This window comes from Actinoplanes couchii, from assembly GCF_016862075.1.
GTDB lineage: Bacteria > Actinomycetota > Actinomycetes > Mycobacteriales > Micromonosporaceae > Actinoplanes > Actinoplanes couchii.
On record NZ_BOMG01000024.1, the window covers coordinates 146479 to 159548 of the forward strand.

10 protein-coding genes are annotated in these 13070 nt (G+C 70.5%); 3 read left to right on the forward strand and 7 right to left on the reverse strand.

Annotation, left to right across the window (positions count from 1 at the left end; all coding sequences use genetic code 11):
* The first annotated feature begins 41 nt into the window (after positions 1 to 41).
* Positions 42 to 800, forward strand: coding sequence for a CTP synthase C-terminal region-related (seleno)protein (locus tag Aco03nite_RS06510; protein ID WP_203793841.1), 759 nt, complete (start codon positions 42 to 44; stop codon positions 798 to 800).
* A 1181-nt stretch (positions 801 to 1981) separates the two neighbouring features.
* Here the strand turns inward: Aco03nite_RS06510 and Aco03nite_RS06520 are convergent.
* The 3 genes from Aco03nite_RS06520 to Aco03nite_RS06530 all read right to left on the reverse strand — a co-directional run bounded on the left by Aco03nite_RS06520 (position 1982) and on the right by Aco03nite_RS06530 (position 5910).
* On the reverse strand, positions 1982 to 3004 hold the full coding sequence (locus Aco03nite_RS06520; RefSeq protein WP_203793843.1) for a threonine aldolase family protein: 1023 nt from the start codon (positions 3002 to 3004) through the stop codon (positions 1982 to 1984).
* Positions 2997 to 4403, reverse strand: a complete 1407-nt coding sequence (locus Aco03nite_RS06525) for a class II 3-deoxy-7-phosphoheptulonate synthase (RefSeq protein ID WP_203793844.1) — start codon at positions 4401 to 4403, stop codon at positions 2997 to 2999. The genes Aco03nite_RS06520 and Aco03nite_RS06525 overlap by 8 nt, the downstream gene beginning before the upstream one ends.
* A 64-nt stretch (positions 4404 to 4467) precedes the next feature.
* On the reverse strand, positions 4468 to 5910 hold the full coding sequence (locus Aco03nite_RS06530) for a glycosyl hydrolase family 18 protein (protein WP_203793845.1): 1443 nt from the start codon (positions 5908 to 5910) through the stop codon (positions 4468 to 4470).
* 175 nt (positions 5911 to 6085) lie between these two features.
* Between Aco03nite_RS06530 and Aco03nite_RS06535 the strand changes: the two genes are divergently transcribed.
* Together Aco03nite_RS06535 and Aco03nite_RS06540 are read left to right on the forward strand one after the other, a co-directional pair.
* A complete protein-coding gene (locus tag Aco03nite_RS06535; protein ID WP_203793846.1) occupies positions 6086 to 6559 on the forward strand; it encodes a glutathione peroxidase in 474 nt (157 codons plus the stop codon).
* A gap of 73 nt (positions 6560 to 6632) precedes the next feature.
* On the forward strand, positions 6633 to 7310 hold the full coding sequence (locus Aco03nite_RS06540; RefSeq protein WP_203793847.1) for a DUF429 domain-containing protein: 678 nt from the start codon (positions 6633 to 6635) through the stop codon (positions 7308 to 7310).
* A gap of 152 nt (positions 7311 to 7462) precedes the next feature.
* Here Aco03nite_RS06540 and proC read toward each other — a convergent pair whose 3' ends face one another.
* The 4 genes from proC to Aco03nite_RS06560 all read right to left on the reverse strand — a co-directional run bounded on the left by proC (position 7463) and on the right by Aco03nite_RS06560 (position 12921).
* Complete coding sequence (proC, locus tag Aco03nite_RS06545) at positions 7463 to 8275, reverse strand: pyrroline-5-carboxylate reductase (RefSeq protein ID WP_203793848.1); 813 nt, start codon at positions 8273 to 8275, stop codon at positions 7463 to 7465.
* 236 nt (positions 8276 to 8511) lie between these two features.
* Complete coding sequence (locus Aco03nite_RS06550) at positions 8512 to 9540, reverse strand: 6-phosphofructokinase (protein WP_203793849.1); 1029 nt, start codon at positions 9538 to 9540, stop codon at positions 8512 to 8514.
* A 308-nt stretch (positions 9541 to 9848) separates the two neighbouring features.
* On the reverse strand, positions 9849 to 10472 hold the full coding sequence (locus Aco03nite_RS06555) for a pyridoxamine 5'-phosphate oxidase family protein (protein ID WP_239144957.1): 624 nt from the start codon (positions 10470 to 10472) through the stop codon (positions 9849 to 9851).
* 10 nt (positions 10473 to 10482) lie between these two features.
* Positions 10483 to 12921 carry an ROK family transcriptional regulator gene (locus tag Aco03nite_RS06560; protein ID WP_203793850.1) on the reverse strand — a complete coding sequence of 813 codons (2439 nt, stop codon included), beginning with the start codon at positions 12919 to 12921 and terminating at the stop codon, positions 10483 to 10485.
* Positions 12922 to 13070: the final 149 nt, after the last annotated feature.

Here is a 13070-nt window from a genome sequence, read left to right on the forward strand (position 1 = left end):
CATCGTTGGACCTGATCTCACTCCGGCGGGAGAGTGGATCCATGAAGAGAATCGCCCTGGTCGGAGACCGGTCACCGTCGGTCCGGGCCCATCTCCGCATTCCCGCCGTGCTCGACGTCCTCCGGGAGGAGGCAGACCTCGACGTCTACTGGATCCCGACGCCGGCCGCCCGTGATCCCGACTCGCTGCGCGGGTTCGACGGGATCTGGCTGGTGCCCGGCAGTCCCTACCGCGACGCCGAGGGCGGGATCACCGCGGCCCGGGTGGCCCGCACCGAGGGCATTCCGTTCCTGGGCACGTGCGGCGGTTTCCAGCACGCCATGCTGGAGTTCGCCCGCGACGTGTGCGGTTTCGGCAACGCCCAGCACGCGGAGTATGCCGCTGACGATCCGCACGAGGAGGAGAGCGAGGAGAACGACCTGATCGTCGAGCTGTCCTGTTCGCTCGCCGGGCACGAGGCGGCTGTCGACCTGACGTTCGGGTCGCTGATCGAGCGGCTGCTGGGGGCCTCCCGGACGGTGGAGCGCTACCGCTGTTCCTATGGCCTGTCGGAGTCGCATCTGGACCTGCTCACCGAGCACGGCATGCGGTTCACCGGCCGGGACCAGAGCGGCGCGGTCCGGGCCGCCGAGCTGCCGGACCACCCGTTCTACTTGGCCACGCTCTTCCAGCCGGAGCTGTCCGGCGACGGCACCGACCCACACCCGATCATCCGGGGCTTCGTCCGAGCCGTCACCGACCGCCCAGCCCTCAAGCCCCACCCCCACGACGGCGGCGAAGGCGGATCGGTCGCCGCATAGAAGAGTCCTGTCACGCGCAATCTGGCCTCAGCGCCGGGCGATATCCGACGTCGGCCCATCGCCTTCGGCCGGGCCCAACGCGCCGGCCCATCGCGCCTTCGGCCGGGCCCAACGCAAGAAGCAGCAGAAACGAGTCACCGAGACGTTCCCGCCGACGCGCTCGAGCGGGCCGCGCAGCCGTCGGCCAGAGGCTGGTCGGGGTAGGCCGGGACGAGGCCGGTAGAGATCCTTGCCGAAGGCGGGTGGTCGTCCGCCTCCGAAGCCTCTGGCCCTGCGGTGGGAGTCCTCGCCGGCCTTGCTCGGGATGCATTCCTGATCCCGCGTGAGCGGCGGTCACGATCAGCGTCGGTACCTTCTGGCTCTACTTGTTCCGACCACGGACGTTGGTGACACGGCGGCGTTCCAGGAATAGGTGAGGACCTCCAGGCGAGATGGAGCTTGTCGAGAGTTCCGTTTCGCCCTGAAGGTCCTCCATGCCCCACGTCAAGCCTCGCTGGCTGAACGCGGCCGTTGCGGTCAGCCCGACCACCGCAAAACGCTGGGCCGACCGCTACCGGGCGCTATCGACAGCTACCGGGCGCAAGGCGTGAGGGGCGTGGCCGACCGGTCCAGCCGGCCACACACCGGCACGAAACGCACACCCCGCACGATCGAACGCAAGGTCCTGCACCTGCGCCGCGCTGGCGCCGCCCGTCTGTCCCACCTCGACAGAACCACTGCCGAGCCGATCCGCCGCTACGAACATCCGACACCCGGCGACCTGATCCACGTCGCCATCAAAGAAACTCGGCACCATCCCCGACGGTGGCGGCCACCGCACCCAAGGCCGCCACCAGGGAAAACTCCACCGCAACGCCGCACCTGGGCACGCCTCCGACCTGGGCGTCCGCGCGACGAAAACCTGCCCTACCGACCACAGACCAATTGCGAGGCTGGGTGGGTGCTCTTCCGGGTCGGTCTGACTCCTGAACCAACCGGTGCCGTCGTGTTGCCGGCGCTGGAACAGGCCTTGGGCGGTCTGCCGAGGCCTGTACACGGCCGGGACATCACGCCGTTACCCGCGCCCACCCGCGGCCATCGCCGCCGCCGCTGAAACACGCCTCAGAGGCCCGTGGGCGGTCGTCGGCCGCGGGCGCGGGCGCGGTTTCGGCTCAGTGTTCAGGTGTTCGGCGATCAGGTGTTCAGGTGTTCAGCAGGTCGCTGAGTACCTCGATGGCCTGGTCCATGGCCTCGTCGTCCAGGTCCAGGTGGGTTACCAGGCGGGCGGTCTGCGGGAGCATCGCGGCTATCAGGACGCCGCGTTCCGCGGCCCGGGCTGCCAGGGTCGGCGCGTCCAGGTCGTGTTTTGACAAGTCCAGGGGGACCAGGTTGGTGCGGACCCGCTCCGGGTCGATCACGCCGAACGGGGCCAGGGCCTCGGCGATGATGCGGGCCCGCTCGTGGTCCTCGGTCAGACGCTGGAGCTGGTGGTCCAGGGCGTAACGGCCGGCCGCGGCCAGGATGCCCACCTGGCGCATGCCGCCGCCCAGCCGCTTGCGGATCACCCGGGCCCTGGCGATCTTCTCCCGGCTGCCGACGATCAGGGAACCGACCGGAGCGCCGAGTCCTTTGGAGAGGCAGACGGAGAGGGTGTCGAAAAGAGCGCCGTACTCGGCGAGGGTCACCCCGTCGGCGATGTGTGCGTGCCAGATCCGGGCGCCGTCGCAGTGCAGGGCGATCGCGTGTTTGTCGGCGACGGCCCGCAGGTGCTTGATGGTGGCGAGCGGGACGACCCCGCCGCCACCCAGGTTGTGGGTCTGCTCGACGGCGATCGCCGCGGTCGGCACCGAGGGGTAACCGGCCGGGCGGATCATCCCGGCGATCACCTCGACGTCGATGGCGGCGCCGTCCGGCTGCCAGGTGCGGGTGGAGATGCCACCCAGCATCGCGGCGGCGCCCACCTCGTAGGTGACGACGTGGGCGTCGGCGCCGGCCAGCAGCTCGCCGCCGGGCGGGACGACGAGCTGCAGCGCGATCTGGTTGGCCATCGTGCCGGACGGGGCGAAGAGCGCCGCCTCGTGCCCGAAGAGACCCGCCACGTGGGCCTCGAGCGCGTTGACCGTCGGGTCGTCACCGAAGACGTCGTCGCCGACGGCTGCTTTGGCCATCGCCTCACGCATCCCGGCGGTCGGCCGGGTGACGGTGTCCGACCGCAGGTCAGCCACGGAGCATCTCCGCCACCAGGAACGCGAGTTCCAGGCTCTGCTGGGTGTTCAGCCGCGGGTCGCAGGCGGTCTCGTAGCGGCCCGGCAGGTCGAGGTCCTCGATGCCCTGGGCGCCGCCGAGGCACTCGGTGACGTCCTCACCGGTCAGCTCGACGTGGATGCCGCCGGGGTGGGTGCCCAGGCCGCGGTGCACCTCGAAGTAGCCGAGCACCTCGTCGACAACCCGGTCGAAGTGGCGGGTCTTGTACCCGTTCGACGACTCGTGGGTGTTGCCGTGCATCGGGTCGCACTGCCAGACGACCTTGGCGCCGGTGGCGTGCACCTTCTCCACGATCGACGGCAGCACGTCGCGGACCTTGCCGTTGCCCATCCGGCTGATCAGGGTGAGCCGGCCCGGGATGTTCTCCGGGTTCAGCTTCTCGCACAGCTCGATGGCGGTCTCCGGCGACGTGCCGGGGCCGATCTTGACGCCGATCGGGTTGGCGATGCGGCTGATGAAGTCGATGTGCGCGTGGTCGAGCTGGCGGGTGCGCTCGCCGATCCACAGGAAGTGGCCGCTCAGTCCGTAGGCACGGCCGTCCGAGACGCGGGTGAGTGCCCGGTCGTACTCCAGGGCCAGGGCCTCGTGGGAGCAGTAGAGGCTGACCGTGCGCAGGGCCTCGCTGTCGGTCATGCCGCAGGCGCGGATGAAGTCGAGCGCGCGGTCGATCTCGCGGGCGATGGCTTCGTAACGCTCGCCGGCCGGGGAGGCGCGGACGAAGTCCTTGTTCCAGTCGTGCAGGCCGTGCAGATCGGCGAGACCACCCGAAAGATACGCCCGGAGCATGTTCATCGCGGCGGCCGAGTTGGCGTAGGCCCGGATCATCCGCTGCGGGTCGGCGACGCGGGCGGTCGCGTCGGCGTCCAGCGAGTTGATCAGGTCGCCCCGGTACGCGGGGAGGCCGAGCGAGTCGGTCGGCGACGAGCGGGGCTTCGTGTACTGCCCGGCGACGCGGGCCACCTTCACCACCGGCATCGACGCGCCGTAGGTGAGCACGACCGCCATCTGCAGCAGGGTGCGCGCGTTGGCGAGCAGGTGGCTCTCGGTGTTGTCGGCGAACGTCTCGGCGCAGTCACCGCCCTGGAGCAGGAAGGCGCGGCCCTCGCAGACCTCGGCGAGCCGGTGCCGGAGCTGGTCGACCTCGTAGGGCGCGACGATCGACGGCACGTTGTCGAGGACCTTGCAGACTTCGGCGACCTCGGCCATGTCCGGCCACGGTGGCATCTGCAGGCGCGGCAGGCCGCGCCAGTGGTCGAGACCCAGTGCCTCGTCCTCGGCGGAGTCCGTCGACGGGCGGGAGGTCTGCAGAGCCGGGTTGTTCACCCCGGGATGACTGAGCTGATGCCACTCTCGGCGCATACCGGAAAGCCTACGGAAGAGGGGCACCCGCCTCGCGGCCGGTGCCCCTCTTCTCAATCAGTGATTACAGGTTGCCCTTGATGGCGGTGATCAGCTCGCCGTTGGTGGTGTCACCGGACAGTTCCCAGAAGAACGCTCCGCCGAGACCCTGGTTCTTGGCGTAGGTCATCTTGCCGGCGATCGTCGACGGGGTGTCGTAGCTCCACCAGTTGTTGCCGCAGTACGCGTAGGCGGTTCCGCCGACCGTACCGGTGGCCGGGCACTTGGTCTTGAGGACCTTGTAGTCCTCGATGCCGGGCTCGTAGGTGCCGGTGGCCGCGCCGCTCGCGCTGCCACCCGGGGCGGCCTGGGAGACACCGGTCCAGCCGCGGCCGTAGAAGCCGATGCCGAGCAGGATCTTGCTGGCCGGGACGCCCTTGCTCTTCAGCTTCTGGATCGCCGCGTCGGAGTTGAAGCCGGCCTGCGGGATGCCGGTGTAGGAGTTCAGCGGCGAGTGCGGGGCGGTCGGGCCCTGCGCGGCGAAGGCGCCGAAGTAGTCGTACGTCATCGGGAAGACCTTGTCGAGCTTCGCGATGCCGGTGGCGTAGTCGGCCACGTCGAGCTTGCCGCCGTTGCTGCCGTCGGCGGTGATCGCCGAGGTGATCAGGTTGTTGCTGCCGAACCTGGTGCGCAGCGCCGAGATGACGTTGGCGTACGCGGCCGGGCCGCTGGCGTCACAGCTGAGGCCACAGGCGTTCGGGTACTCCCAGTCGATGTCGATGCCGTCGAAGACGTCGGCCCAGCGGGGGTCCTCGACCAGGTTGTAGCAGCTCTCGGCGAAGGCGGTGGGGTTCGCCGCGGCCTGGGTGAAGCCGCCGGACCAGGTCCAGCCACCGACCGAGTAGATCACCTTGAGGTGCGGGTACTTCTTCTTCAGCTTGCGGAGCTGGTTGAACGAGCCACGCAGCGGCTGGTCCCAGGTGTCCGCGACGCCGTCGACGCTCTCCGCGGCGGTGTACGCCTTCTCGTAGTCGGCGTAGGAGTCACCGATGCTGCAGCGGCCGCCGGTGGTGTTGGCGAACGCGTACAGGATGTGGGTGAGCTTGGACGCCGAGCCGGAGGTGTCGATGTTCTTCGCGTGGTAGTTGCGCTGGTAGACGCCCCACTCGGCGAAGTAGCCGACGACCCACTTGTCACCCGTGGTGGGCGGCGTGGTCGGCGGTGTCGTGGGCGGGGTGGTGGGGGGCGTGGTCGGCGGAGTGGTCGGGTCGCTGCCACCGCAGGCGCCACTGTCCTTCCACACGGCCCATTCGGTGCTGTTGGCGGCCGGGGACTCGTTCTGGGTCCACCACTTGGCGGTGTAGTTCTTGCCGTTCTGGGAGGCGACGTTGTCCTTGACGTAGACGGCGGTCGCGCTCCATGCGGGGGCACAGGCGGCGGCTGCCGACGCGGACATGGCCGGGACGGCGAGGCCGCCCGCGATCATGGCGGTGCCGACGACGATCGCCCGGCGGGCGGTTCTTTGCACTGGGGGTCTCCTCAACCGTTAGGAAACTTTCCAAAGAGAGGGATGACAGAGACGGTAGTCACATCGATTAACAACAGTCAAGCGAGGTGAACACAGTTAAAAATTGACCGGCGGCGACACCACTGGACCGCTCGACAGGGTGCAATCGAGCGGATACACCCAGTAGTCTTCCGTCATGACCATCTTCGACGTCAACATTGGCGCCCTCACCGGCGGCGCGACCGAATTGGACCGTTACCGCGGATCGGTCGTCCTGGTGGTCAATGTGGCCTCACGCTGCGGCCTGACCCCGCAGTACGCCGAGTTGCAGAACCTCTGGGAACGACACCGTGATCGCGGGTTCGTCGTGCTCGGGGTGCCGTGCAACCAGTTCGGCGACCAGGAGCCCGGCACCGCCGCCGAGATCCAGGACTTCTGCCGGACCAGCTACGGGGTCACCTTCCCGGTGACCGAGAAGGTCGACGTCAACGGGCCCGGCCGGCACCCCCTCTACCGGGAGCTGGTCGGCGACGGCGACGACATCCAGTGGAACTTCGAGAAGTTCGTGGTCGCCCCGGACGGCACGGTCGCCGCGCGGTTCGGCCCCGGCACCACGCCGGACGACACCGACCTGCTGGCCACGATCGAGAAGCTGCTGCCGCGCCAATGAGCGAGCTTGCGAGCGAATCATCAGGTGCAGTGAGGTACTCATCGGGCCGCCGCAGCACAGCGGAGGTGGACCGATGAGCATCCACGTCATCGGCGTCGACGCGTACGCGCTCGGCTGGGTCGGCGTCGAACTCCGCGACGGCGTCTTCGGCCGGGCCGTCCTCGCCGCCACCCTCTACGAGATCGTCGCCGGCAGCTCGGGCGCCGCCGTCATCGGCGTCGACATCCCGCTCGGCATGCTCCCCGACCGCTGGCGTGCCGCCGACACCCTCGCCGCCGACCAGCTCGGCCCGCGCCGCGCCAGCGTCTTCCGGGTGCCGCCCCGTGCCGTCTGGCAGGAGACCGACTTCGCGTCCGCCAACCGGCTCTGCCGCGAACTCACCGGTGCCGGGCTCAGCCGCCAGTCGTGGGCGCTGCGCCCCAAGCTGCTGGAGGCCAACGCCATCTGGGAGCGGCACCCCGGCCTGCTGTTCGAGGCGCATCCGGAGGTGTCGTTCCGGACCATGGCCGGCGAGCCGCTGCCGCACGCGAAGAAGACGTGGAGCGGCCAGGCCCGCCGCCGCGAACTCCTGGCCCGCAACGGCATCGTCCTGCCGGACAGACTGGGCCCGGCGGGCCAGGCCCCGCCCGACGACATCCTGGACGCGGCGGCGGTGGCGTGGACCGCCCACCGGGTCGCCACCGGCACCGCCCTGAGCCATCCGAGCCCTCCCGAGGAGGACGAGGGCAGCCGGATAGCCATCTGGTACTGAACCACCCGGGCGCGCGGCGCAGGCCGGAGCCACCACCCCGCGTCGCGGGCCGGGCCCACCACCCCGCGACGCGGCCCGAGGCCACCACCCCGCGACTCGGGCCGGGGCCACCGCCCTGAAGCGCGGGCCGGGCCACCGCCCTGAAGCGCGGGCTACTTCGCCTGGGCGGCGATCTGCTGGGCTCGGGAGTGGGCTGCGGAGAGGGCGTCCGAGAACGCGGTACGGAGGCCGTTCCTCTCCAGCTCGCGCAGGGCGGCGGCGGTGGTGCCGGCCGGGGAGGTCACCGCCTCACGGAGTTCGGCCGGATGGCCGCCGGAGTCGCGGAGCATCAGAGCGGAACCCACAGCGGTCTGGACCGCCAGCTCGCGGGCGGTCTGGCGCGGAAGACCGAGCAGCACGCCGGCCTCGATCATCGCCTCCACCACCAGGTAGAAGTAGGCCGGGCCGGAGCCGGACACCGCGGTGACGGCGTCCTGCTGGTACTCCGGCACCCGGACCGTCGCGCCCAACGGCTTGAAGAGATCGTCGGCGATCGCCACGTGCTCGTCGGTGGCGTGGTCACCCGGGGAGATGGCGCTCATCGCGTGGCCGACCATCGCCGGGGTATTGGTCATCACCCGGATCACCGGGGTGCCCTCGGGCAGACGGTTTGCGAAGAACGAGGTGGGCAGGCCGGCGCAGAGCGACACGATCAGTTTGCCGGGTGTGACGCTGGAGCTGATCTCGTCGAGAACCTTCCCGGCGTCCAGCGGTTTGACGCCGATCGCCAGGACGTCGGCACGGGTCGCGGCCTCGATGTTGGTCACCACTGTCACGCCGTGCCGCTCGGTCAGTTCGGCGGCCCGGTCGGGGCGGCGCGCGGTGGCCAGCACCCGATCGGCGGGATGTCCGGAACGGATCAGGCCCGCGAGGACCAGTTCGCCCATCTTGCCGGCCCCGATGATCGCGACGGTCTGCTCGGACAAAACAAACTCCTTACCGAAAAAGGGCTAAAAGCGGCAAGAATGCAAACGCGGAGGAAAGCGGAACGGCGAGGAGGGTGGTGGCAGCGAGGAGGGCAGGGACGGCAAGGAAAGCAGGGGCGGGCAGGAGGGACGGGCAGGGGCGGGCAGGAGGGACGGGCAAGGGCGGGCAGGAGGGACGGGAACGACGGAAGGCGCCGACCCCGCGGACGGGGGCGACGCCTTCGACGTTAGAACTGTCAGCTGCCGAAGAAGACTTCAGCCTCTTCGTACCGCTCGATCGGAACGGTCTTCAGCTCGCCGGTGCCCTCGATCAGCGGGATCCGGACCACGTCGGTGCCCTTCAGGGCCACCATCTTGCCGAAGTCGCCCTCGTGGACGGCGTCGATGGCCTGCAGGCCGAAGCGGGTGGAGAGGACCCGGTCGAACGCGGTGGGGGTGCCACCACGCTGGATGTGACCGAGGACGACCGTGCGGGCCTCCTTGCCGGTCTTCTCCTCGAGCTGCTCGGCGAGCCACTGGCCGATGCCACCGAGGCGGACGTGGCCGAAGCTGTCCTTCTCCTGGTTGTGCAGCACCATCTGGCCGTCGAGCGGCTGGGCGCCCTCGGCGACGACGACGATCGGGGCGTACTCGACCTGGAAACGCTTGGTCACGTACGTCGCGACCTGCTCGACGTCGAACTGGCGCTCGGGCAGCAGGATGACGTTGGCGCCACCGGCGAGGCCGGCGTGCAGCGCGATCCAGCCGGCGTGGCGGCCCATGACCTCGACGACGAGGGTGCGGTGGTGCGACTCGGCGGTGGTGTGCAGCCGGTCGATGGCCTCCATCGCGATGTTGACCGCGGTGTCGAAGCCGAAGGTGTAGTCGGTGCCGTTGAGGTCGTTGTCGATCGTCTTCGGCACGCCGACGACGTTGACGCCCAGCTCGGCCAGCTTGGTGGCGACACCGAGGGTGTCCTCGCCGCCGATCGCGACGAGCGCGTCGACGCCCTGCTCGGCCAGGTTCGCCTTGATCTTCTCGACGCCACCCTCGATCTTGAACGGGTTGGTGCGCGAGGAGCCGAGGATGGTGCCGCCGCGCGGCAGGATGCCGCGGACCTCAGCGATGCCGAGCGGCTTGGTCAGACCCTCGAGCGGGCCCTTCCAGCCGTCCCGGAAGCCGACGAACTCGTGACCGTAAGCGGACACGCCCTTACGGACGACGGCACGGATGACCGCGTTGAGACCGGGGCAGTCGCCGCCACCGGTGAGCACGCCGATACGCATTTTTGTTCCCCCTGGATCGGGTAGCGAGATGCGGATAGCCCGTCAGGCCCCAGGTTGACGATCTTCGTCGGCTGCGTTGCCGGGGCCCGGGGCGGGCCGCACCCGAACTGTAGCCGCCGCCCCGAACCAGCCCGAACTCGGCCTACTAGCGGCTGTTTCGGCAGGGGGCAGGAGCGAGGCGAGGTCCAGGTGTCGTCTGGGTGTGCGGCGCGGGCGCCCGGATACCGGTGTTGTATCCGGGTGTTCGTGCCGTGCGGCCAGACGGCGGCTGGGCCACGCCGCAGCCCAGCCCCCTGCCGAAACAGCCGCTAGAGCCTGACGGTTTCGTTCTCGCCAGCGTCTGGCGTCTTTCCGGTAACGGCGGCCTTGGCGTAGCCCAGCAGGGTGACGACCTTGGAGCTGTGCGCGGCCTCCCAGTACTCGGCGGTCTCCGCGTCCACCTTGACCAGGGTGAGGTTCGGGGTCTCCAGGCCGTCCGGGAACCACGCCTTGAGGAACGGATTCCACAGCTCCTTCGCCTTCGCCGGGTCGTCGACCCGGGCCGCCACGCCGGAGACCGAGATCCAGTTGTGGTGCTTCGTGTCGCTGAACGCCACGTTGACCTGGGGATGCACGGTGATCTGCTGGACCAGGTCGGAGTCGGCGTAGGTGAAGAACCACAGGTCTCCGTCGAACTCCACGTCCTGTACCGCCATCGGCCGGCTGACGTGCTTGCCGTCCTCGGTCATCGTGGTCAGCATCGCGATCCTCGCGTCCGACACCATCGCCTTGACCTTGTCGCGCTGTTCCTGCTCAGAAGTGGCCATGTCTCCGGACTGCCCCGGGCACACCGGCACAAACACCGGCCCGGCCACCAGCCCAAACACCGGCGCGAACACCGGCCCGAGCACCAGCCCGAACACCGGCGCGAACGCCAGACCGAGCAACGGCACAAACGCCGGCTCAGAGCAGCGACTCGATGGCTCCGAGCACCTCGGCGTCGCGGCCCAGAGCGGCCGGGACCACGGTGAGCGCCGACGACGCGGCCGGGGAGCAGTGCCGCAGCAGAGATTCGCGGATGCCGTCGACCACGAACGGGCCGGGTTCGGTGAACCGGCCGCCGACCACCACCACCGCCGGGTTGAAGACGGTGACCAGCGGGGTGACGGTCCGCCCGATCAGCCGCCCGGCGTCGCGCAGGGCCCGCTGGACCGGCCGGTCACCGGCCCCGGCCAGGGCGAGCAGGCGCTCCTCGGTGGGCGGGCCCTCGCCCGGACGGTGGTCGTGCAGGGCGGTGAAGTAGGCCGGTGAGAGGAACGGGGTGAGGCAGCCCCGGCGGCCGCAGGCGCAGAACGGGCCGACCTCCCGGACGGTGAGGTGGCCGATCTCGCCGGCGTACCCGATGGCGCCGGGATACATCCGGCCGCCGGCCACCAGTCCGGCCCCGGCGTACTGGTCGGCGCTCAGGTAGACCACGTCCCGGGCACCTCGGGCGGCACCCCGCCGGGACTCGGCCAGAGCCGCCAGATGACCGTTGTTGATCACCTGGACCGGGCGGCCGAGGACCGCCGCCATGTCGTCGCCCGGGACGTATCCGGAGAACATCGGGAGAACACTGCGCTCACCGAACCCGCCGGTGACCGGGTGCACCGGGGCGGGCACGCTCGCCGCGAACCGGGTGTCCGGGCCGATCCGGTCGCCGTTCTCGCGCAGCACGTCCCGGGCGTACTCGGCGGCGGTCCGCAGCAGCGGCCGGGAGTCGCCTGGCAGCGCCGACGGCAGGAATCCGGTGTAGCGGACCTGACCGGCGCCGTCCGCGGCGGCCACCCGGATCCCGAACGCCCCGATCTCGATGCCGACCAGCAGCGCCGACGGCGTGACCAGGCGGAAGTAGGGCGACGGGCGGCCGGGCCGGACCTCGGCCGGGGCGCACCGCTCGGCGATCCCGTCATGGACCAGCCCGGCGAGCAGTTCGGCGACGGCCGGCCGCGGCAGCTGGGTCACCTTCACCAGGTCGCTGCGGGCGATCGGGCCGCGCTCGTGCAACGCCTCGACGAGGGCCTCCCGGCGCGCGGCCCGCTCCCGGGCCCCCGGCGAGACCGGCGAGCCGACGCCCGAAACGGCCCCCGGCAAGAAAGACGAGCCAGGAAAAGAAAGCAAGGAAGACGAGGCAGGCGAGGCAGGCGAAGGAGACGAGGCAGGCGAGGCAGGTGAAAGAGGCGAGGAGGGCGAGGAGGGCGAGGAGGGCGAGGAGGGCGAAACAAACGAGGAAGACGAGGAAGGCGATATGAGCGAGGGCGGTCCGGAGGAGACGACGGACCGGCTTGGCGTACGCCCACCGCGCCCGCCCGGAGTGGCCCGCAACCCGGCGAACAGCGCCCCCAGCAGCCCGGCCCGGGCCCCGAGCGTCCCGGTGACGATGCCGGTGGCCGCGGCGACTTCGGGCTGGGCGTACCAGGCAACCGTCTCCCGCACCGCGGCGACGATCGGCCCGTCCGCTTCGACGAGGGGCCCGTCGAGCACCACGAGTCCGGGATTGATCGTGTTGGCGAGGTCCGCGACGACCCGCCCGATCATGTGCCCGGCGTCGGCGAGGACCCGTTCGGCGGCGGCGTCGTGCCGGGCGAGTTCGAGGGCCCGGGCGGCGGTGATCCGGGGTTGCCCGGCGGTGACGACGCCGCCGTAGGGGGTGCCGACGGCGGCGAGGATGGCCGGGGTGGAGGCGATGGTCTCCAGGCAGCCGCGGTGGCCGCAGCGGCAGAACGGCCCGATCTCGTCCATCTGCACGTGCCCGATCTGCCCGGCGGCGCCGCTGGCCCCGTGGTGCAGGACGCCGCCGAGGAGCAGGCCGCAGTCGATGCCGGTGCCGATGCGCAGGTAGCAGACGTCGGGCCGGCCGGCGGCGGCCCCGTATCCGACCTCGCCGAGAAGGCTCAGCTCGGCGACCGTCCGCACGATGATCCGGCGGCCGAGGTGCTGTCGCGGGTCGCCGTCCGGCGGGGTGGCGAAGCCGGCGACGGTCGCCCAGGTCCGGCCGCCCGTCTCGGCCTCGCACTCGGCGATCAGGGCGGCGAGCGTGTCGAGGCCGGTGTCCGGGTCGTAGCGTTCGGTGCGGATCGTGCCGGTGAGGTCGGCCGCCGCCACCCGTACGCCGTCGGTGGTGACCAGCGCGCCCACCACCCCACCCGCCGCCGGGCCGAGGGTCAGTGACCGGGCCGGCCGTCCGGCCCGGGCGCCGTCGGCGACCGCGTGTTCCTCGGCGAGCAGGCCGGCGTCGAACAGTTCGGTGACGACCCGGTTGACGGTCATCCGGGCCATGCCGGTGCGCCGGGTGAGGTCGGCGCGGCTGATCCGGCCGGCCTCGCGGACGGCGGCGAGGACCAGGTCGCGTCGGGTGGACATCCGTCAAGTTTTGCCAGAACTAGACGTAATTACCGGAGAACTGCGACCGCCGTCACACGCAGCTCAGGGCAAATCGGGCCGCCAATACGCGAGACACAGGCGAATCAAAGCCGTGAGCAGGCCTTTTAGGCTCTGGCTCGACGCTAATC

What these genes read in the sequence shown, in the direction of transcription:
- Aco03nite_RS06510 (WP_203793841.1), top strand. Translation starts at nt 42, where the DNA reads ATGAAGAGAATCGCCCTGGTCGGAGACCGGTCACCGTCGGTCCGGGCC.
- Aco03nite_RS06525 (WP_203793844.1), bottom strand. Translation starts at nt 4,403, where the DNA reads ATGCGCCGAGAGTGGCATCAGCTCAGTCATCCCGGGGTGAACAACCCG.
- Aco03nite_RS06535 (WP_203793846.1), top strand. Translation starts at nt 6,086, where the DNA reads ATGACCATCTTCGACGTCAACATTGGCGCCCTCACCGGCGGCGCGACC.
- Aco03nite_RS06540 (WP_203793847.1), top strand. Translation starts at nt 6,633, where the DNA reads ATGAGCATCCACGTCATCGGCGTCGACGCGTACGCGCTCGGCTGGGTC.
- Aco03nite_RS06550 (WP_203793849.1), bottom strand. Translation starts at nt 9,540, where the DNA reads ATGCGTATCGGCGTGCTCACCGGTGGCGGCGACTGCCCCGGTCTCAAC.
- Aco03nite_RS06560 (WP_203793850.1), bottom strand. Translation starts at nt 12,921, where the DNA reads ATGTCCACCCGACGCGACCTGGTCCTCGCCGCCGTCCGCGAGGCCGGC.